The organism is Sulfurisoma sediminicola (genome assembly GCF_003865015.1).
GTDB classification, from domain to species: domain Bacteria; phylum Pseudomonadota; class Gammaproteobacteria; order Burkholderiales; family Rhodocyclaceae; genus Sulfurisoma; species Sulfurisoma sediminicola.
Genome location: NZ_BHVV01000003.1, coordinates 107242 through 127036 on the forward strand (window position 1 = coordinate 107242; position 19795 = coordinate 127036).

Genomic DNA, 19795 nt, shown 5'->3' on the forward strand with positions numbered 1-19795 from the left:
AGCGGGCCGGCCCCGCTCTTCTTTTTTGAATTGTTCCCATGTTCGACGTCGGCTTTTCCGAACTCATCGTCATCGGCCTCGTGGCACTGATCGTCATCGGCCCGCAGCGGCTGCCGACGGTCGCCCGCACGGTCGGCCACCTGCTCGGCCGCTTGCAGCGTTACGTGAACGACGTCAAGTCGGACATCAGCCGCGAGATGCAGCTCGAGGAACTGAAAAAACTGCAGGAACAGGTCGCTTCGCAGGCGCGCGACATGGAAAAGCAGGTCAATGAGCAGATGAGTTCGGTCGAATCCGACCTCAACGCCTCGATCGCCCAGGGCATCGAGGAGAAGGCCGGCGCCGCGCCCCAGAACGAGATGCTCGCCGTGTCGCCCAACGGGACTTCCTTCGGGGCGTCGCCGGAGCCGACGTTGTCCGAGCCGACGCCGACCGCCGACAAGCCCGCCGCCTGATGGACGCCCAGGAAACCTTCATCTCCCACCTGATCGAGCTGCGCGACCGGCTGCTGAAGTCGCTTGCGGCCATCCTCGTCGTCTTCCTCTGCCTCATGCCCTGGGCCGGCAAGGTCTATGACCTGCTGGCCTTGCCGATGATCGCCACGCTGCCGCCGGGCACCAAGATGATCGCCACCGGCGTGATCACGCCCTTCATGGTGCCGATCAAGGTCACGCTGCTCGCCGCCTTCATCATCGCCCTGCCGGTGGTGCTCTACCAGCTCTGGTGCTTCGTCGCGCCGGGCCTCTACGCCCACGAGAAGAAGTTCGCGCTGCCGCTGGTGATCGGGACCACCTTCCTTTTCATCTCCGGCATCGCCTTCGCCTATTTCTTCGTCTTCAACACGGTGTTCAGGTTCATCGCGGAGTTCGCGCCGGCCAGCATCACGCCGGCGCCGGACATCGAGCAGTACCTGTCCTTCGTGATGACCATGTTCCTCGCCTTCGGCATCACCTTCGAGGTGCCGGTGATCGTCATCCTGCTGGTCAAGTTCGGCGCCGTGACGGTCGAGAAGCTGAAGGAGGCGCGGCCCTATGTCATCGTCGGCGCCTTCGTCGTCGCCGCCGTCGTGACGCCGCCCGACGTGGTCTCGCAGTTCATGCTGGCCATGCCGATGTGGCTGCTGTTCGAGCTTGGCCTGCTGCTGTCGCGCTTCGTCGCCAAGCCGACCGCCGCCGGCGTTCCTGAGCCGGCGAACGACTATCGCCCGCCGTCGGACGGGGAGATGGAACGCGAGCTCGACCGGGCGGTCGAGGACTCGGAACGTAACCGAAGCGCCTAGGGCAGCACCGATACCACTACGCTGTCGGAGTAGGTGCCGACGTTGACGTTCTGTCCGGCCGGAATGCGGCCGTAGACCGTCACCGAAAGCTGGGCCGAGCCGTTGTTCGGCACCGACAGACCCTGCCGGAAGGCGTCCGTTCCGACGATCTGTCCCCAAAGCACGGTCCTGGCCGCGTCCTGGAAAAGGTTGTAGGAGAGCAGATCGCTGCCGCTGCCCTGCTTCATCTTCCGCGTCGAGGTGGAGCCGCCATACATCCCCGGGCCGATGGCGATGGTGACCGTCGGATTTGGGCCGCCGGCACGCGCGCAGGTCACCAAGATCGTCCCGCTGCTGTCGCGGGCGGTGGCGCTGAAGACGTCGTAGCCGCCGAATGCGACGGGGCTGATGGCCATCGTGCAGCTCGAGGCGGCGGACGCCAAGCCCGGCAGCAGCGTAAGCGCGGCGGCGAGCGCGGCCCTAATTCCCGATGTGACAGACATTCAGTTCTCCCAGGTCGATCATCATTTCCTTCGACTCCGGCACGGTGAGATCGAAGCTGCAGGTGCGTCGTCCGATGTCGAAGCGCGCCGCATGCCGTCCCGGTTTCAGGTTCTCTATGTAGAACTCGCCGCCCCGGCCGGTCGGCATGAGCACTTCCTTGCCGTCGACGCTGATGATCACGTCGAGATATTCCACCGCCTGCGCGGCGCCTGCAAGGGTCGTGCGCAGCCTGCCGGTGAGTACCTGAACGCGCCTGACGTCGAAGCGGATCACCGAGCCGCTGCGCAGCGGCGGCGAGATATTGAGTTCCTTGTCGGCGATCGCATACTCGATGGGCACGTCGCGGTCCTCGATCGATACCTGGTTCACGATATAGGAACCGAGGTTGGGCAGGAACACCGTACCCTTGGCATCGGTGCGGCCCATGATCTGCGAATTTTGATACACACGGACGCCCTCGACCTCGCCGACCTTGGCGATGCCGAAGCTGTCGGTGACGGGTCGCGAGAAGGCCAGAGTGTCGCCGACGTAGGCGATGCCGCCGCCGATGCCAAGTTGGTACAGCTGCCGCGAGCTGCCTCCGGGGGTGGTCACGGAGGTCAGGTCGGCCGTGTATTCGCCATGGGGGCCGTTGTATTGCAGCGACGGCGAGAAGCGGCGGCTGTCGCCGGTGCCCACGTCGCTGCGCTCGCCGACGACGCGGTAGCCGAAGCCCTCGCCGAGCGGCGTGTTGTTGCCGAACTGAACGATGTCGCTGGTTCGCGCCGCGCGCTTGTCGTGGAGGTAGTTCGCCGTGAAGTCCGGCTTCGGCGTGTAGATCAGGGCGACGAAGACGTCGGTCGAGTCCGAAACCCCGAAGCCACCGGCCACCCGGCTGACCGCAGCCGAGAAGCTTAGCGAGCCGAAGAGGTTGCGCGAATACGCCAGGGTCGTCGAACGCTCGTCACGGCCCTGATACTGCAGGCGCTGCTGCCAGCCGACGCCCAATGTCCCGAACCACGGCACGCCGTAGCTGACGCTGGCGCTCGCGTCCGATTTCGGGCGATCCGAAGCGGCCGTCTGGCCGATGATCTCGTAATTTGGCGAGTATTTTCGCAGCTCCATCCGGGCGTTGAAATCCCTCGCCTCGAAGGTATAGCGCCCTACGCCGGCCCAGCCGCTGCCGGAGGGATTGCGCCCCCACGATGCGCCGCCCGACACCACGCCCCAACGGTCCGAGCGCAAGGCTGCCGTCGGACCGAGGTTGTAACGGCCGGACTCCGCTTCGCCGCGGCCGCCGATCGTCAGGCTGTCGCTGACGCCATAGCGGTGGAACGCCGAGAACGCTCCGCTGCCATAGTCGTTGCTCTTGGTACCGATGTTCTGCCGCTGGGCGCCGTAGTTGTAGCTGTATTCCTGCAGCCCCTCGCGCAGGTTCTCGTTGGTGTAATAGAAGGGATGGACGACCTGCTGTTCGCGCCCGAAGCGGTCGCGGATGACGACCGAGACGTCGCGTCGGCCGCCGTAGTAATTGACGTTGCGCAGCTCGAACTGGCCCGGCGCCAGCGTCTCGGTACGGACCCGGACGCCATCGATGTAGATCTCCGCTTGCGACGGCGCGAGGACGTTGCCGATAAGGCCGGCCATCGGCTGGCGGATCAGATAGGGATCGATCTGGTAGCTTTTGGAAAAGCTGATTCCGCCGAGATTGAGGATGGCGCCCATCTCGCCCGATGCGGCAGTGAAGTCGCCGAGCACCCAGCGCTGCAGCGTGCGCCGGTCGTCGTGGATTACGTTCGTGTTGTAGCGGATGTCCTGGGTGGAACCACCGCCGCGGGCGTGGCCGGAGGACGATTGCAGCAGGAAGTTGCCGTAGCGCGCACCGAGTTCGGTGGTGAGCGTGCCGACTCGCGGACCGCCTGCATTGTCGCCGATGGAAAGGGCGCGGTAGTTGAAGAACACGCTGTTGTCGTTCGGCTCGAGCACCCTTTCCGGGCGTCCCGGCAGCAGGTCAAGCGCCTTGCGCGGGAAGCGCTCGGCCGGCAGCACCGCGAAAAGCGCCAGCTTCGCCTCGTCGAAACGCAACTCGCTCGCCTTCAGCGCGCGCAGCGAGTGGTGTGGCGCCCCCTCGACTTCGACCGGGTTGCCATAGGGCGGCAACACCCCCATGGCCTTGAGGTCGTCCGCGGCGACCAGAAAGTCGCCGTCCGGCTGCGCCATCACCGTGAACTCGCCCTTGCGCACGCCGTTGAGGCTGATTTCGGCGATCAGGAGCTGGCCGGCCGGCGGGGCGGGATGAATAGCCGGGGCGACCGGCGCCGTCGCCGAGATGGCGGCCGGGACTTCGAGGCTCCAGGCAAGCCTAAGGGCAAGGCCGGAGTCGTCTACCGAGGTGGCGGGAGTTGTGGGCGCAGGCGGTCGGACCGCCGCGCCGGCGCTTTTCCATTCCGCGGCCTGCAGCACAAGTCCCGGTTCGTCGGCGGCGGCCACCCCCAGTTGAGGCAGGGCGCAGGCAATTCCGGCCGCCGCCAAGCCCCATTTTCGCTTTCCCGCGGCCAGTCCACTGCGGACTGGTCGCCGTTTCCTCAAGGTCTGCACATCGATGCGGTGACGTCGAGGCTTCCCTTGAGTTCGAGCGGCGGTTCGGTCTTGACGACGACGTCGAGCCGCTTCAGCTTTGCGCACGCATCGGCCGGCAGTTCGACTGTGTGCTCGCGTGCGGCTCCGGCGAGGAGGTACCAGCCGGCGGCTTCCTTGGAGAAGACTTCGCCGGAGGACGCGGTGATCGACTTGATGGTGAAATGCACATTGCCGCCGTTGCGCACGGCGACACGAAGCACGCCCTTCGCCAGTTCGATCTTCTCGATCTCGCCGCGCAGTTCCTCCTTCACCGGCCTGACGAAGATCGGCACCCCGAAGCGCACGGAGATCGCGACACGGGCGCCGGGCACCCCGCCAGGCGGCGGTGGCGCCGGCAGTTCCTCGACGAACAGGCGGTAGGCCTTTTCCTGCGTCGCGGCCGGGACCCGCAGGCCGACGCGCACCAGTTTCTGTTCGGCCTTCTCCAGCGCCAGCAGGCGCGGGAAGAAAAGCAGGTCCTCGCTTTCGCGGTATTCGTCCTTGGCGCTGGCTCCCTGGGTCCACTCGAACAGCTTGATCTGGACCCGCAGCGATTCGCTATCGTCATCGTTTGATACGGTGATGGCACCGCTCTTGGCGTTGCGATCGAGTTCGACAAGGATCGGGGACACGGCGAAGCCGACGGCCGTGGCCGGCAGCGGCAGCATGGCCATGGCGAAAACCAGCGCGCCGAGGAGGCGCGTGAATCGCTCGTTGATTGGAAGCATCGATTATTCCTCGTCAGGCGGCCCCGGTGGTCAGGTGCGATCCCGCTGCGCCGCAACGGAGATTCTGTCAGGGATTCAGGGTGATCACAACGGAGTCCGCATACGAGCCCATCGACGCGTTCTGGAAGTCCGCCGGCGCGATGCTGCCGTCGATGGTGATCGTTTGATCCGTGTTCTTCGGTATGGTGGCCGACTGCGGCGTCAGGGTGAGCGTGTAGGCCATGTATTCGGCCGGGCTGGCGGTCGCATGCTTCATGCGGTTGGCGTTCGGGGCGGTCTCCCACTGGCCGCTGTCGTGGGTGAGGTTGAATGTCGCCGACGCCGCGGCGCCGCCGCAGCGCAGGACCAAGCTGGTGCTGGCCGTGGCGGGCGAGCCGCTCGCGGGGTCGACGTTGCCGAAGGCGAGCGTCGCCGTTCCCGGGGCGTTGAACTTGCAGTTGCTCTTGGAAAGCACCGTCGCCCCGACCACAACGGTGGCGGTGTCGGCGGCCAGCGCATTCGCACCGATGCCTATCAGGCCCAGCGCGAGCAAAAGCCCCCGACTCCGGAATCGGGGTCGGCGGCGGCGGATGGTGATGAAAGCAGGACCCATAACACGGGAAAGCCGCCAGAACGCGAAGCGCTCAGGCGGCCGAACCCACATGCGCGACGCTGATTACGGGGTGATTGACAGCGTGACGGTGTCGCCGTAGTTGCCGGCGCTGACGTTGGCGTAGTCGGTCCCAAGCACCTGGCCGGCGAGGTTAAGCGTCGCCGGCGTTCCGGGACCCGCGCCGGTGCCGGTCGCCGTATAGGTGAAGGTATAGGGGATGTACTCGGCCAAGGTCGCGTGCTTCATGCGGCGGGGAGCGACGCCGGCCACGGCCTCGTTGACGCCGAAGTCGTCGCTGATGGTATAGCTCGCACCCTTGGTGCACCAGAACGACGGGTTCGTCGCCGTGCCGTTGACGTTGCCGCCGACCGAGGGGTCAAGGTTGCCGAATGCCAAGGCGCCGGTCTTGGGCGCGACGAACTTGCAAGTACCGAGCACGGCCGCCGAAACGGTGATCGCCGCGGTGTCGGCTGCGAGCGCGACGCCGTTACCGAGCACGCCTGCGGCACCGAGGGCGCCGACGAGAATAAGTTTGCTGAATTTCATTTTTTGCTCCTTTCAAGGATACGAAGTGCTGAATTCCGGGTTCCGCCAAGTCATCGCTCGATGACTCGCTCTATTACTTTGGTTAGTCGTCATTATGCCTCCGTGGTTCCGTTCGGGAGCGGTAATTTTTCACGGTCGCCTTGATATTGCGGGACTTGTCGGGCACTCCATGCCCGCGAGTTGGGGTTGGACCCGCGTGGATCAAGGGTGGCCACCGCGGCATGGCGGCGAAGCCACATGTTTGTGATATTTCTTGCATTCGGGCCAAGAATTCCCTTGAATTCGCCGGGTCGCAGGGTAATATCGCTTTCGTAGAAGAACTTTTCAATGTCAGCTTTCCGAAAGGAGCATGAAATGAAACGCTTGATGTTCGCCATCGCTACGGCATTCGCGGCGCAGGGGATGATGGTTCCGAGCGCATCCGCCGCGGTCGGCTCGGCCAACTTCAATGTCACTGCGACCCTGAATTCGGCCTGTACGGTCGGTGCAATCGCCGATCTGGCCTTCCCCGCCTACACAGCATTTACTGCTGCGGTGGTGGGTTCGACGTCCGCCCTGATCACTTGTACGCGTACGCTGGCGGGTGTGCTCGCTGAGTTTGACACCGCCGCGGATGCGACCAGCAGCGCTCTGGCCGTGACCCCCTCGGGGACCGGCGTCATGACCAACCGGCTGCAATACACCCTGACCACCGTGAAGGGTGCCGTGGCCGGCGGAGCCGATGCCACCACCGCTATCATCGGCGGTGGCGATACCTTCACCTATACGATCAACGGCTCGATCACCGCCAACCAGGCTGGTACCTGCGGGGTTGGTTCCTGCGCCGGTACCCAGACGCGTACCCTGACGCTGAACTTCTGATCGACCCAGCCCGGTGTCGCCGATCGATTTTCGCGGCTCGAGAGAGTTCGCATGACGTGAGGGTGTTGGCGATCATGATGGGAACGGCCAGCTTCATCGCACGCATGATGCTGGCCGTTGCATTTTGCGCGGCCGCGTTGGATGCGGCTGCTGCCCCTGGGAGCCGCGGGTTCAACGTAACCTCCACCCTCATCACCGGCGTCGTACCTCCCGTCGCGGAGTCCGCCTTTTGCACCCGGGGGCCGGACACCACCACTTTCGGCGCGGTAGTCACCGTGGTCTGCGCAACGGGGGCGGTCGTCGACATCCGGCCGCCGGGCGCCCAGGGGCGTTTCCTGCCGATACACGGCGGTGCCTATCGATTTCTGCACGTGAGCGAGTATGTGCTGCCCGGAATGCAAATTCCGGGAGGAATCTATGTCTATACCGGCGTTGGAACCGTAACGACCTGGCGTATCATCAACCTTGCGGATCGCGACTACCTCGAAATGTTAATGGGTTGGTGACCACGTCGATGACACTCGTAAAAAGAATGCACCTGCGCCTCAGCGAATTCCTGATGCCCGGCCTGTTCGGGCTTCTTGTTTTTGGCTTCGCCATGCCGGCAAGCGCCGGGATGTTCACCGTCACGCCCGTGCGCATTTTCATGAACCCCAAGGACCGGGCGGTCGCCGTGACCATCACCAACGAAGGCGACGAGGAAATCGTCATGCAGGCCGACCTCTATCTCTGGAAGCAGGCGCCAGGCGGCCAGGACCAGCTGACCGCTACCGAAGACCTGCTGCTGTCCCCCCCGATCATCAAGCTGGGCCCGCGGGCGCGCCAGGTGGTGCGGCTTGCAAGGCTTGGGGCGATGGCCAACCCGACCGAACAGCTCACCTATCGGATGATCCTGCGCGAAGTCCCCGAAGCCAGGGCGGCAAAGGGCAATGACATGTTCCTGCAGATCGCCATGGCGATGTCCATGCCGGTCTTCATCACGCCGCCCGGCGCCAAGGGCAAGCTCGGCTGCACTGCGGAGCGCATCGCGGCCAACGCGGTCAGGGCCACCTGCGAAAACTCGGGGAACGCCCACGTGCATCCGACGACCCTGCAGCTCAACAATGACGCCGGGGAGAAGCTCGCGAGCGACGACGCCGGCGGCTACATCCTGCCTGAGATCAAGCGCAGCTTCGACCTGAAAAGGAAGGAAGGGAAGATTCCGGCCGGCAAGGCGACGCTGGTGGTGTCGCTGGCCGACGGAACGACCGAGAGCTACGCGATAACCATCGGCGAGTAGTGCTTTGCGTTCTTCGTTTCATCCGCGAGGCATCCGTTCCTGCGCTGTGGTGCCGACAGTTCCTTCCTGATCCCGGCGCCACGGCGGGTTCGTGCCGATCGCCATGACGCGGTTCTCCTTCCTTCGTCCGACTGCCGCAGCCCTGCTTGGGATGCTGCTCGCTTGGCTGCCGCCCCGGCCGGTCTGCGCCCAACCGTCCGCGGCGGTTCCGAGATCCTACGACCCAAAGCCGGTGCCGGGCATTCCCGACGTCGTCTACCCCGAGCCCCGGGTTCCTGCAGCGCCGGCGCCAGCCCCGGCGGCTCCAGCCAAGGCGCCCGCTGCGGCGCCTCCGGCCGCTGGCGGCGCCGCTCCGAAGGAGGCGTCCAAGCCCGCGTCAGGCGGTTCCGTCAAGGGGGCGGATCGCATACTGCCCTTGGAAGTCGTGGTCAATGGGACCAAGAGTGGCACCTGGGTGCTGGTCGAGCGTGCCGGTGCGCTGTATGCGCCGCGCGATGCCTTCGAGGAGTGGCGCGTACAAGTTGACCCACAGGCCCAGGCCATCACATTCAGGGGCCAGGAGTACCTGCCCATGAACGCGGTTCCCGGATACAAGTCCCGGGTGGACTTCGCCAGCCAGTCGCTGGAGCTGATGTTTTCCCCCGAGGCATTTGCCGCCACGCGCCTGATGCTCAAGCCTGCGACGACCCTTTCCATCACCCCGGCGGAGCCGACGGTGTTTTTCAATTACGACGTCAATTATCAGCGCACGGAGGCAAAGTCCGCGCCGACGCTGGAAAGCGCGGGCATGGTCGGGGAACTCGGGTTTTCCTCGGAGCTCGGGATCCTCACCAGCAGCATGCTGGTCCAGAACAACAATGTGGTCCAGAACAATCAGGAGCGCTTCCTGCGCCTCGAAACGACCCTGACCAAGGACTTCGCCGGCGAAAACAAGACGCTCAAGGTCGGCGACACGGCAACTCGGGCGGGGCTGATGGGACGCAGCGTCTACTTCGGCGGCGTCCAGTTCGGCACCAACTTCGGCCTGACGCCGGGCTTCATCACCAATCCCCAGCCCATCCTCAGCGGCATGTCGGTGGTTCCGTCGACAGTCGACCTGTACATCAACGATGTCCTGCGCCAGACCTCGCAGGTGCCGACAGGGCCCTTCGCCATCGACAATTTCCCGGTGTTGTCGGGCGGGGGCGAGGCCCGGATGGTGGTGCGCGATCTGCTCGGGCGCGAATCGGTGATCACCAGGTCGTTCTTTACCAGCAACAAGCTGCTGGCACCCGGCCTGAACGACTGGAGCGTCGAAGCCGGCAAGGTCAGGCGTGGCCTGGGCAGCGTAAGCAACGACTACGGTGCCGGCTTCGCCCGGGGCATCTGGCGACGGGGCATCACCGACGGCCTTTCGCTGGAGGGGGTGGCCGAGGCCACGTCGAAGCAGCGTTTCTTCGAAATTGGGGGCGCCGCGGCCGTTCCCGGACAGATGCTCGCCAGCGCCGCGATCGCCGACAGCTATGTCAAGAGTCTCGGGCACGGCCGCCAATGGCAGCTGGGGCTGGAGCGCCAGGGCCTGCGCAGCAGCATCTACCTTCAGGCGATCGGCGCGACGGCCGAGTGGCGGCCCTTCGGCGAGGAGATCGACGTGACGCCGACGTGGCGGCAGGTCGCCGCCAACTGGACCTATAGCACCGACCGCCTGGGCAATTTCGGCTTGGGTTACGCTTCGTCGAGGCTGTTCGACGCCACCCATATCGACACCGCGAGCGCCAACTACACGGTGCAGGTCGCCGAGCATGGTCAACTGATGGTCAACGCCAGCCGTTCATGGGGTCACTTCAGCGGCACATCCGCGGGACTGACGCTGATGTTCCCGCTGGACAACGGCCGAATCGTTACCGCGTCGGCGAACAAGGGCAGCAAACAGACCACCGACTACTATCTGGCCGCCACGCAGTCCCCGACGCAGGACAGCGGGCTTGGCTGGCGCGTCCTTGCCGGACGGCAGCAGAACCGCTCGCACGAGGAGGCCGGGCTCAACTACTTTGGCCGCTACGGCCAGATCGGCGGCGACTTCAGCATGTCGCCTGACATTAATGTGCAGCGCCTGTACGGCAGTGGCGGCCTCGTCCTCACGGACGGCCACCTGTTCGCGACCCAGCGCTCGAACCAGAGCCTCGCGCTGGTCGAAGTGCCCGGTTACGGCGGCGTCGGCGTCGGGCTGGGCAGCACCGTGATGACCCATACCGATGCCGACGGCGTGGCGCTGGTTCCCCAACTCTCGCCCTACCAGCGCAATTCCGTGCGCCTCGATCCCCAGGACCTGCCGGTCAGCGCCGAACTCGATTCGATCGAGGAACTCGTGGTACCGGCCTGGCGCACCGTCGTCAAGGTCAAATTTCCGGTGCGCGGAGGGCGCGGTGCCCTGCTGCGGATCGTCCTCGACGACGGCGACGTGGCTCCGGCCGGGTCCATCGTGGCGATCGAGGGCGACAAGCAAGAGTTCTACGTGGCCCGGCGCGGCGAGGCATTCGTGACCGGTCTGCAACCAAACAACCGGCTGCGGCTCAAATGGAAGGATCAGCAATGCGAAATGGAGGTTGTCCTGCCGGAAGGGACGCGGGACAATATTCCACGCATAGGTCCGCTGCCCTGCAAGGGAGTCAAACGATGAGGTCCTACACCATCAGGCTGCTGGCGGCGCTCGCGCTGATGTGCGCGGCTTGCGCCGCACAAGCCGTCATTACCTGCACGGTGCCGACATCGGGCGGATTCACGACGGCCTACGCCGGTGCGACCGGCACGCTGCTCAACATCACCCAGGGGACGGTCACCTTCAGCTGCACCCGCAGCGTCGGTGGCGATCCGCTTACCGTGCTGCTGCGCGCCAACAACGGCGCAAACGCCTTGGGCGTGCAGAACCGGGCGCGTCTGGGCGCCACGGGGAACTACCTCAATTACGACGGCCACAAGAACAGCACGTGCACGTCCCTGTGGACGAGCCTCGTGGTCGGAGATTTCATGACAATCAACCTGGCGGCGGTGGTTGGCGTCGCCCAGCCCATTTCGGTCAACTTCTGGGGTTGCGTTCCGGCCGGGCAGGCGGCGGTTGCGGGAACCTATACCGACACGGTGAGCATGCGGGTGCGCAACAACACGAATACTAACAACCTCTCGCCCACCGGGACATTCGCCGTTTCCATCACGGTCCCGGCCTCCTGCACCATCGCAGCGCCGGCCCCGAGCCCCTTGACCATCAACTACACGGCCTTCCAGCCGGCTCCCGCCACCGGCAGTACCCTCGGCAGTGCCACTTGCACCAACAACCTCCCCTATGAGCTGTCGCTCGACGTCTACATCGCGGTCAGCCCCGTGAGCAATCTGCAATACAGCCTCAATATCGATGGCACGGCGGGGAAGGTATCGAAGCGGGGCAACGGGGGTGCGCAGGGCTACACCATCAACGTCAGCATGCCTGCCGGACAGGCAGGGAAATGCTCCTCGGGCAGTTGCTCCGGCACGCAGATGCACACGATTTACGTCACTTATTGACTGACCCGCCGCGATCCCCGGGAGTTCTGGGGAGCCGGGTCCGTCGAGGCGCCGCGCCGCTGGCGGCGCGGCAGCGGGGCTTATTCCCGCGGCGGCGTCGGCCGTTTGCCGATGGTGATCGCCAGTGCGACTTCCTTGCCGTCGCGGCGCAGGTTGAAGCGCGCCTCCTGTCCCGGCGCCAGCGCGGCGATGAGGCCGAGCATGACCTGGGCGTCGGTCACCGGCTTGCCGTCGATGGCGAGCAGCAGGTCGCCGGGCTTGACGCCGGCCTTGTCGGCGGGGCTGCCGCGCATCACGCCGGCGATGAGGGCGCCGGAGGTCGAGGGCAGGCGGAAGGACTCGGCCAGCTCCGGCGTCACTTCCTGCACCTCGACGCCGACCCAGCCGCGCGTCACCGTGCCGGTCTTGATGATCTGCTCCATCACGCTCCTGACCAGCGAGACCGGGATGGCGAAGCCGATGCCCATGGAACCGCCGCTCTGGGAGTAGATCGCGGTGTTGATGCCGACGAGGTTGCCGCTGGCGTCGACCAGCGCGCCGCCCGAGTTGCCGGGGTTGATGGCGGCGTCGGTCTGGATGAAGTTTTCGAAGGTGTTGATGCCGAGGTGGGTGCGGCCCAGCGCTGAGACGATGCCCGAGGTCACGGTCTGGCCCACGCCGAAGGGATTGCCGATGGCCAGCACGACATCGCCGACGCGCAGGTTGTCGGCGGCGGCGAAGGTGATCGCCGGCAGCTTGCTGTCGGCGGCGATCTTGAGCACGGCGAGGTCGGATTCGGGGTCGGTGCCGATGGCCTTGGCCTTGAACTTGCGCCCGTCGTTGAGGGCGACCTCGATCTCGTCGGCGCCCTCGATCACATGGTAGTTGGTGAGGATGTAGCCCTCGGCCGAGACGACCACGCCGCTGCCCAGGCCCGAGCGGCGCTGCGTCTGCTCGCCGAAGCGGTCGCCGAAGAAATGGCGGAAGAAGGGGTCGTTGAGGAAGGGATGCCGCGGCGCCTTGATTTCCTGGCTGGTGAAGATATGCACCACCGCCGGGACGGCCCGCTTCGCCGCGTCGGCGTAGGACCCGGCGGCCCGCGACTCGGCGGCGACCGGCGCCTCGCGCACCGCCACGCCGCCGAGGCTGGCGCTGCCCGGTGAAACGCCCGCAGGCGCCAGCCATTCGGGCTTGAGCGTCTGCACCACGAACAGCGCGGCGACGCAGATCGTGACGGTCTGGGCGAAAATCAGCCAAATGCGGCGCATGTCGAAGTCGGCGGGCCTAAACTAGGGGGCCGGCGTTGCCGGAAGGAGAATTCATGGATCGCGAAGAATTGCGCGGCACCCTCGATACCCTGCTGGAAGCCGCGCGCTTCCGGGATTATTGCCCAAACGGCCTGCAAGTGGAAGGTCGCGGCGAGGTGCGGCGCGTGCTCTGCGGCGTCACCGCGAGCCAGGCGCTGATCGACGAGGCGGTACGCCGCGACGTCGATGCGGTGCTGGTGCATCACGGCTGGTTCTGGCGCGGCGAGGACGGCCGCATCACCGGTTTCCGCAAGCGGCGCATGGCGGCGCTGCTGGCACATGACATCAGCCTGTTCGCCTACCACCTGCCGCTCGACGCCCATGCCGAACTCGGCAACAACGCGCAGCTCGGGCGGCTGCTGGGCTGGGAAACGACGGGACGATTCGCCGAGCAGGACATCGGCTTTCTCGGCGTGTCGCTACAGCCGTCCCAAGGGATACCGCTTCGCATAAGTTCTTCCGGCGAGCTGGCAGCGCACATCGGCCGCACGCTGGGGCGCGAGGCGCTGCTGGTCGGCGACGCGACGCGGCCTGTCCAGCGCGTGGCCTGGTGCAGCGGCGGCGCCCAGGGCTATTTCGAGCAGGCGATCCTGGCCGGCGCCGACGTCTATGTCAGCGGCGAGATCTCGGAGCAGACCGTGCATCTGGCGCGCGAATCGGGCGTGCCCTACATCGCGGCCGGCCACCATGCGACCGAGCGCTACGGCGTGCAGGCGCTGGGCCGGCATCTGGCGGAAAATTGCGGCCTGAGCTGCGAGTACTTCGAACTCGACAACCCCGTCTAGAAGGCATTCCATGGACTATGTATTTTTCAGCGAGCGGCTGCGCGACGACTTTCTCGCCCGTGCGGCCGAGCTGGGCGTGAGCTGCGCCCTGGCCACCGATCCCGCGGCGGACGACGAAGTGCCCGCCTTGCTGGTGACGATAGCCGACGACGTGGCGGAGGAGGCGCTCGACGTGCTCGAAGCCCGTTACGACGAACTGATGGAAGAGCAGTCGGGCGAGGCGGCGGAGGAAGCCGGCTGGCTCGACAACCGCGTCGCGGGCGTCTCGGTGGCACTCGACGACGGCAGCGTGCGGACCATCCGCCTCGAGCCCGGGCTCGCCAACCGGCTGCTGCAGGCTTTTTCGGTCGAGGAGATCCACGACCTCGTCACGGCGGTGGCGCGGAGCCTTGCCGGTCCCGAAGAGCCTCGGCTCTGCAAGAAGGTCTGAGGCGGGCCTTCGGCGCTCAGGCGGCGCGCGCGACCGCTTCGGTAGCGAGCATCTGCTCCAGCATCAGGATTTCCTCGGCCACGCACTGCGGCAGGCCGTTGCGCTGGCCGCCGCGGTTGTCCTCGAGCAGGTGGGCGAGGAATTCGCCGCATGCGGGCGTCGGCCACAGCTCCTGCAGCCTGGCGGAAAGGTGGGGAAAGTCCTCGATGGAAAAGCTGCCGGTGGCGCCGCCCCAGCCTGCGGGCTGGACGTTGAAGGTCTGGCGCAGCTCCTGCGCGGTGCGTTCGAAGTCCTCCTTCATCTGCGAGCGGCGGTAGACCTCGAGCAGCTTGAGCCAGTGGTAGAGCGCGCGCTTGGGATTGACGCGGATGCGCTCGGTCAGCGCGTCGGCGGCACCCTGGGCCAGCCCCATCGACACCATGATCTCGGCGAGTTCGATCGATTGGTCGGCGCCGGCGGCGACATTCGGCGCGGATGCTTCGTTCGCCGCCGCCGGCGGTGAGGGGATGTCGGGGAGCTCGAATTCGAGCGCGTCCAGCACCACGGTCTGGTCGGGTGCGGGGTCCGCGGCGACTGCCGCTGCCGGCGGCGCGGGCACAGCGGGTTGGGCCTGCACGGCGGCGGCCGCGGCCAGGGGATGTCCGGGGTCTGCCTCCTGACCCGTCTGGCGGGACCTCCGCGCGGGCGGCGGCAGCGCGACTGCCGCTTCGTCCTCGGGGATCACCGTGGGTGTCGCGGCGGGACTTGGCGCTGCCAACGCCGCGAGGCGGCGCCGCTCCGCGAAATGGCGTCTGCCGAGGAGCCAGAAAAGGAAGACGATGACCGCCGCCATCAGCGCCCGCACGGTCATCTCGGGAACGGTTGCAGACATGTCGTCATCCGCCTGCAGGGGGGCGGCCCTGGCGACGGCTTCACTCCGGGTGGGCGCAGCAGCCGACGGCGCGCCGGCGATGGGCCAGGCCGCAACGATGCCGTGGATGTCGTTGATCATGCCGTTGATGTTGCGCACCCGGAGGAGGATGTCGCCGAGGACGTCCGCCTCGGCCGCCCGGGCCTGGGCCGCCTGGTACTCGACCCGTAGCAGCGCGCGTTCGTCCGGCGGGAAGTCTTCGGCCGGGGAGGTCAGCGCGGGGTCCAGGCGCAGCGGCTGCTCGCGCGTCGTCGCGTGCGCCGCCAGCGGCGGGCACAACATCAGGGCGCAGGCGGTCAGCAGTACGCGCGCCGGACTGGCGGCGCCGCCGGCCTTCCGCCGGCCGGCCGCGCGTGGCATGAGAGTGGGCTTCAACGATGTTCCCGGTACACTGGTTCGCCGATTTGGAAGGTTGCGCAGGATAAAGTTGCCGCAGACTGGCGGAGTCTAGCCGCGCGCCGCGCGTTTGAAAGGCCGAAGAACGCCATGCTCCCCGCCTTTTCCTTCACCAGGCGCCTGCTGCCGGTCGTCGGCAGCGATGGCGGCTTCCCGGTTCGCCGCATAGTCTGCGTCGGCCGCATCGCCGGCCTCGACGGGCTGCAGGCGAGCATCGTCTAGAATCCGGCCCTTTCGATCCATCCCACCCTGCGATGAAACGTCTCCTTGCCTCCCTGCTTGTCGCCCTCGCCGTGCTGCCGGCGCCGAGTTTTGCCGAGGAGATCATCCTCCGCGTCCACCACTTCCTGCCGACGAACTCGACGGCCCATGCGAAGATCCTCGGCCCCTGGTGCGACAAGCTGGCGAAGGACTCGGGCGGACGCCTCAAGTGCCAGATCTATCCCTCGATGCAGCTCGGCGGCACGCCGGGGCAGCTCTACGACCAGGCCCGGGACGGCGTCGCCGACGTGATATGGACCCTGCTCGGCTACACGGCGGGCCGCTTTCCGCTGATCGAGGTGTTCGAGCTGCCCTTCATGATGACCACGGCCGAGGCCACCAGCCGCGCGGTCTGGGACTACGCCCAGACCTATGCCGCCGCCGAGTTCAAGGACGTCAAGCCGCTCGCCTTCCATGTGCACGAACCGGGCTACTTTTTCCTCGCCAAACGGCCGGTGACCCAGCTCGCCGACCTCAAGGGGCTCAAGCTGCGGGCGCCGACGCGCATCACCAACAAGATGCTCGCCGCGCTCGGCGCCATTCCCGTCGGCATGCCCGTGCCGCAGGTCACCGAGTCGCTCTCGAAGGGCGTGATCGACGGCGCGCTGCTGCCCTACGAGGTGGTGCCCTCGATCAAGGTGCACGAGGTGACGCGCTTCGCCTCCGAGACCGACCCCAAAGTGCCCGGCCTCTACACCTCGGTGTTCATGGTGGCGATGAACAAGGCGAAGTACGAATCCCTGCCTGCGGACCTGAAGAAGATCGTAGATGCCAACAGCGGCATCGGCCTCTCGGCCACCGCCGGCCGCCTTTACGACGAGGCCGCGCCGGTGTCGCGGAAGCTGGTGCAGGAACGCGGCAACCAGATCAACGTCATCCCGGCCGCCGAACTGGAGAAATGGAAGCAGGCCACCGACCGCCTCGACGACGAGTGGGTCGCCGACGTGGGCAAGCGCGGCCATAACGGCAAGGCCCTGCTCGATGCCGCGCGCGAGGCGATCGCCCGCCACAGCCGCAAGTGAGGCGGGGGCCCTGCCCATCTATGACTTTCGTCGAATATACATCGGACATGTAGTGCGCTAGCATCCGCTCCGACGCCATGACCGCATGAAAATTCGCGGCGACACAGCCGCAGCGCATGGCGCGGCAAAGCCAAGGAGGGCAGCGCAATGAGCCACACCGCAGACGACACGGCGGAGATCATCGAGGACGGCGACACCGTGCGCCTGGCCTCGGGCATCGGGCCCGGCGACCTGGCGGTCGCGCGCAGCGAATGCGGCCAATACCTGCTGATCACCTGCAGCGACGCGCTGGTCGCGATGTACGGCGCCATGGGCGGCAGCGTCGAGGCCGTCGAGTTCGCCGACGGCGGCAGCTATTCGGTCGAGGAGCTGCTCGACGTCATCGGCGAAGCCTGAGGGTCCCAACGATCACGGCTTCAGCCGGGCGCGGAACTTCTCGCGCAGCTTGGCCGCCTTGGGGGCGACCACGGCGACGCAGTAGGGCTGGCGGGGATTGTTGGCGAGGTAGTCCTGGTGGTAGTCCTCGGCCGGCCAGAAAGTCGGCGCCGGCGCCACGGTGGTGACGATGGGGTCGGGCCAGATTTTCGCGGCATCGAGTTCGGCGATCAATTCGCGGGCGATGCGCTCCTGCTCGTCCGAGTGGGTGAAGATGGCCGAACGGTACTGGCTGCCGACGTCGTTGCCCTGGCGGTCGGGCGTGGTCGGGTCGTGGATGGCGAAGAAGGCTTCGAGCAGGGTCCGGTAGTCGATCCTGGCCGGGTCGAAGGCGATTTGCACGACCTCGACGTGGCCGGTGCGGCCGTCGCAGACCGAGCGATAGTCGGGATCGGCCGTGTGGCCGCCGCAATACCCCGAGATCACCGAATCGACGCCGTCAAGCTGGCGCAGAGCCGCCTCCAGGCACCAGAAGCAGCCGCCGCCGAGGGTCGCCGTCGCGGCCGGGGAAGAGTCTTGCATGATGGTATTCCTGTGTTGCGTCGGGAGCGGCAATGATAGGCGGGGCGGCTCCGCCTGCAAAATATTCCTTGGCATGAGGCCGGCTTTGACATAAGGTGGCGGGGCATTCGATTCAGGCAGTCGTTGTCCGGTAGTTCGTGCCCTCAGGGTTTCGGTTTTACCAGTCCCATCTACCTTTCTCGCTTGCATTCAGGGCCCCGGCCCGATTTATATTTTTTTAAGGAAAGCACAATGGCAACTGGTACCGTCAAGTGGTTCAACGACGCTAAAGGCTTCGGCTTCATCACCCCGGAAGATGGCAGCGACGATCTCTTCGCCCACTTCTCCGAAATTCAGGGCAGCGGCTTCAAGTCCCTGCAGGAAGGTCAGAAAGTCAGCTTCGAGGTGAAGATGGGCCCGAAGGGCAAACAGGCCTCCGCGATCAAGCCGATGTAATTTCGGCGCATCGCCAGAAGAAACCGCAGCCTCGGCTGCGGTTTTTTTTCGTCTGTGGCAGGTGCCGTTATGCCGGCAGCGGCGGCTCGTCCATCAGCGCGATCTGCTCGCGCAGTTCGAGGATGCGTTCCTCCCAGTAGCGCGGCTTGTCGAACCAGGGGAAGGCGAGGGGGAAGGCCGGATCGCTCCAGCGTCGCGCGATCCAGGCCGAGTAGTGGAGCAGCCGCAGGGTGCGCAGCCCTTCGATCAGATGGAGTTCGCGCGTGTCGAACTCGGCGAAGTCCTCGTAGCCGGCAAGAATGTCGTGGAGCTGGCGGGTGCGCTCGGAGCGGTCGCCCGAGAGCAGCATCCAGATGTCCTGCACCGCCGGCCCCATGCGGGCGTCGTCGAAATCGACGAAATGGGGGCCGCGCGTTTTTCCATCTTCGGTCCACAGCACGTTGCCCATGTGGCAGTCGCCGTGCAGGCGCAGAGGGCGCACCGTGCCCGCGCGCTCGAAGCACTGTCGTACGCCGTCCAGCGCCTGGGCGGCGACTCCGGCCCAGACGTCGCGCAGTTCGAACGGAATGAAATCGTGGGCGAGCAGCCAGTCGCGCGGTTCCTCGCCGAAGCTGGTGATGTCGAGTGCCGGCCGGTCGTGGAAAGATTCGATGCCGCCGACCGCGTGGATGCGGCCGAGGAAGCGCCCCAGCCATTCGAGCACGCCGGGCTGGTCGAGTTCCGGCGGCCGCCCGCCCTGGCGCGGAAAGACGGCGAAGCGGAAACCGGAATGATGGTGCAGCGTCGCGCCGTTCAGCCGCAGCGGCGGCACCGCAGGGATCTCTCTCGTGGCGAGTTCCGCGGCGAAGGCGTGCTCCTCGAGGATGGCGGCATCGGACCAGCGCTGCGGCCGGTAGAACTTGGCCACGACGGGCTGGGCGTCCTCGATGCCGAACTGAAAGACGCGATTCTCGAAGCTGTTGAGCGCCAGCAGCCGCCCGTCGCCATGCAGGCCGACGCTGTCCAGCGCGTCGAGCGCGAGATCGGGCGTCAGCCGCTGGTACGGGTGGTCGCTCACGCGCCTTCGCGTTCGGCCAGGCGCCGCAGCACCAGCGGAAAGGCGCCGGTGAGGAACAGCGCGATGGCCGTGACGATCAGCGCCAGCCCGGCTGCGGTGCCGTCGTTGAAGATCGGGTGCACACCCGCCATCAGGCCGGCGAGGGCGGCGACGCCGACGAGGGTGGCGACGATGCCCAGCGCCGTGAAGGCGAGGAAGGTCCAGGGCCAGTGGTGGGGTTTCATGCTTCCTCCGCAGGGCCGCCCCGGGACCCTCGCCGAGTTGGAGGGCAAGGAGGCATGCGCCCCCCTGTGGGGGGCAGCGAGCCGCTTTTGCGCCCCGAAGGAAGTCCCCTTGGGGGGCGAGCGTGGGGG

23 protein-coding genes are annotated in these 19795 nt (G+C 66.4%); 13 read left to right on the plus strand and 10 right to left on the minus strand.

Annotation, left to right across the window (positions count from 1 at the left end; translation table 11 throughout):
* Window positions 1-38: 38 nt before the first annotated feature.
* Window positions 39-455, plus strand: coding sequence for a Sec-independent protein translocase protein TatB (gene tatB, locus EJE94_RS06865; RefSeq protein ID WP_121242603.1), 417 nt, complete (start codon window positions 39-41; stop codon window positions 453-455).
* Window positions 455-1279 (plus strand): twin-arginine translocase subunit TatC, encoded by an 825-nt coding sequence (gene tatC, locus EJE94_RS06870; RefSeq protein WP_370685657.1) that lies wholly within the window; start codon window positions 455-457, stop codon window positions 1277-1279. Before tatB ends, tatC begins: the two co-directional genes overlap by 1 nt.
* Here tatC and EJE94_RS06875 read toward each other — a convergent pair.
* The 5 genes from EJE94_RS06875 to EJE94_RS06895 form a co-directional block, all read right to left on the minus strand.
* The gene (locus tag EJE94_RS06875) at window positions 1276-1761 is read right to left on the minus strand and encodes a Csu type fimbrial protein (RefSeq protein ID WP_121242599.1); all 486 of its coding nucleotides are present in this window, start codon (window positions 1759-1761) and stop codon (window positions 1276-1278) included. The genes tatC and EJE94_RS06875 overlap by 4 nt on opposite strands.
* Window positions 1739-4273, minus strand: coding sequence for a fimbria/pilus outer membrane usher protein (locus tag EJE94_RS06880; protein ID WP_124962408.1), 2535 nt, complete (start codon window positions 4271-4273; stop codon window positions 1739-1741). Before EJE94_RS06880 ends, EJE94_RS06875 begins: the two co-directional genes overlap by 23 nt.
* 53 nt (window positions 4274-4326) lie before the next feature.
* On the minus strand, window positions 4327-5088 hold the full coding sequence (locus tag EJE94_RS06885; RefSeq protein ID WP_121242595.1) for a fimbrial biogenesis chaperone: 762 nt from the start codon (window positions 5086-5088) through the stop codon (window positions 4327-4329).
* A gap of 67 nt (window positions 5089-5155) precedes the next feature.
* Window positions 5156-5620 carry a spore coat protein U domain-containing protein gene (locus EJE94_RS06890; protein ID WP_165904770.1) on the minus strand — a complete coding sequence of 155 codons (465 nt, stop codon included), beginning with the start codon at window positions 5618-5620 and terminating at the stop codon, window positions 5156-5158.
* A 123-nt stretch (window positions 5621-5743) separates the two neighbouring features.
* Window positions 5744-6226, minus strand: coding sequence for a spore coat protein U domain-containing protein (locus EJE94_RS06895; protein WP_121242590.1), 483 nt, complete (start codon window positions 6224-6226; stop codon window positions 5744-5746).
* A 354-nt stretch (window positions 6227-6580) separates the two neighbouring features.
* Between EJE94_RS06895 and EJE94_RS06900 the strand changes: the two genes are divergently transcribed.
* The 5 genes from EJE94_RS06900 (at window position 6581) to EJE94_RS06920 (ending at window position 11903) form a co-directional block, all read left to right on the plus strand.
* Window positions 6581-7087 (plus strand): Csu type fimbrial protein, encoded by a 507-nt coding sequence (locus EJE94_RS06900; protein ID WP_121242588.1) that lies wholly within the window; start codon window positions 6581-6583, stop codon window positions 7085-7087.
* Between the two features lie 65 nt (window positions 7088-7152).
* Entirely contained in the window at window positions 7153-7593 is a 441-nt protein-coding gene (locus EJE94_RS06905) for a hypothetical protein (RefSeq protein ID WP_124962409.1), read from the plus strand.
* 8 nt (window positions 7594-7601) lie between these two features.
* Entirely contained in the window at window positions 7602-8366 is a 765-nt protein-coding gene (locus tag EJE94_RS06910) for a fimbrial biogenesis chaperone (RefSeq protein WP_121242584.1), read from the plus strand.
* A 424-nt stretch (window positions 8367-8790) separates the two neighbouring features.
* On the plus strand, window positions 8791-11025 hold the full coding sequence (locus EJE94_RS06915) for a fimbria/pilus outer membrane usher protein (RefSeq protein WP_243642563.1): 2235 nt from the start codon (window positions 8791-8793) through the stop codon (window positions 11023-11025).
* Complete coding sequence (locus tag EJE94_RS06920; protein ID WP_165904771.1) at window positions 11022-11903, plus strand: spore coat protein U domain-containing protein; 882 nt, start codon at window positions 11022-11024, stop codon at window positions 11901-11903. Before EJE94_RS06915 ends, EJE94_RS06920 begins: the two co-directional genes overlap by 4 nt.
* An 80-nt stretch (window positions 11904-11983) precedes the next feature.
* Here EJE94_RS06920 and EJE94_RS06925 read toward each other — a convergent pair whose 3' ends face one another.
* Window positions 11984-13150: a Do family serine endopeptidase gene (locus EJE94_RS06925; RefSeq protein ID WP_121242578.1), complete on the minus strand. Its 1167-nt coding sequence runs from the start codon at window positions 13148-13150 to the stop codon at window positions 11984-11986.
* Between the two features lie 53 nt (window positions 13151-13203).
* On the opposite strand from EJE94_RS06925, the gene EJE94_RS06930 reads away from it, so the two are divergent.
* Together EJE94_RS06930 and EJE94_RS06935 are read left to right on the plus strand one after the other, a co-directional pair.
* On the plus strand, window positions 13204-13974 hold the full coding sequence (locus EJE94_RS06930) for a Nif3-like dinuclear metal center hexameric protein (protein WP_121242576.1): 771 nt from the start codon (window positions 13204-13206) through the stop codon (window positions 13972-13974).
* 10 nt (window positions 13975-13984) lie between these two features.
* A complete protein-coding gene (locus EJE94_RS06935) occupies window positions 13985-14404 on the plus strand; it encodes a hypothetical protein (protein ID WP_121242574.1) in 420 nt (139 codons plus the stop codon).
* Window positions 14405-14420: 16 nt separating this feature from the next.
* Here EJE94_RS06935 and EJE94_RS06940 read toward each other — a convergent pair whose 3' ends face one another.
* Window positions 14421-15674 carry a hypothetical protein gene (locus EJE94_RS06940; protein WP_121242572.1) on the minus strand — a complete coding sequence of 418 codons (1254 nt, stop codon included), beginning with the start codon at window positions 15672-15674 and terminating at the stop codon, window positions 14421-14423.
* A 126-nt stretch (window positions 15675-15800) separates the two neighbouring features.
* Here EJE94_RS06940 and EJE94_RS14935 point away from each other — a divergent pair, with 126 nt between their 5' ends.
* The 3 genes from EJE94_RS14935 (at window position 15801) to EJE94_RS06950 (ending at window position 17389) form a co-directional block, all read left to right on the plus strand.
* On the plus strand, window positions 15801-15932 hold the full coding sequence (locus EJE94_RS14935; protein ID WP_275540518.1) for a hypothetical protein: 132 nt from the start codon (window positions 15801-15803) through the stop codon (window positions 15930-15932).
* Between the two features lie 32 nt (window positions 15933-15964).
* Window positions 15965-16993: a TRAP transporter substrate-binding protein gene (locus EJE94_RS06945; protein ID WP_121242570.1), complete on the plus strand. Its 1029-nt coding sequence runs from the start codon at window positions 15965-15967 to the stop codon at window positions 16991-16993.
* Between the two features lie 147 nt (window positions 16994-17140).
* A complete protein-coding gene (locus EJE94_RS06950; protein ID WP_121242568.1) occupies window positions 17141-17389 on the plus strand; it encodes a hypothetical protein in 249 nt (82 codons plus the stop codon).
* A 12-nt stretch (window positions 17390-17401) separates the two neighbouring features.
* Here EJE94_RS06950 and msrA read toward each other — a convergent pair whose 3' ends face one another.
* Entirely contained in the window at window positions 17402-17950 is a 549-nt protein-coding gene (gene msrA, locus EJE94_RS06955; protein WP_121242566.1) for a peptide-methionine (S)-S-oxide reductase MsrA, read from the minus strand.
* Between the two features lie 231 nt (window positions 17951-18181).
* On the opposite strand from msrA, the gene EJE94_RS06960 reads away from it, so the two are divergent.
* Window positions 18182-18385, plus strand: coding sequence for a cold-shock protein (locus EJE94_RS06960; protein WP_121242564.1), 204 nt, complete (start codon window positions 18182-18184; stop codon window positions 18383-18385).
* Between the two features lie 67 nt (window positions 18386-18452).
* On the opposite strand, the gene EJE94_RS06965 is transcribed toward EJE94_RS06960, so the two are convergent.
* Complete coding sequence (locus tag EJE94_RS06965) at window positions 18453-19442, minus strand: serine/threonine protein kinase (RefSeq protein WP_121242562.1); 990 nt, start codon at window positions 19440-19442, stop codon at window positions 18453-18455.
* Window positions 19439-19666, minus strand: a complete 228-nt coding sequence (locus EJE94_RS06970) for a hypothetical protein (RefSeq protein ID WP_121242560.1) — start codon at window positions 19664-19666, stop codon at window positions 19439-19441. The genes EJE94_RS06965 and EJE94_RS06970 overlap by 4 nt, the downstream gene beginning before the upstream one ends.
* Window positions 19667-19795: the final 129 nt, after the last annotated feature.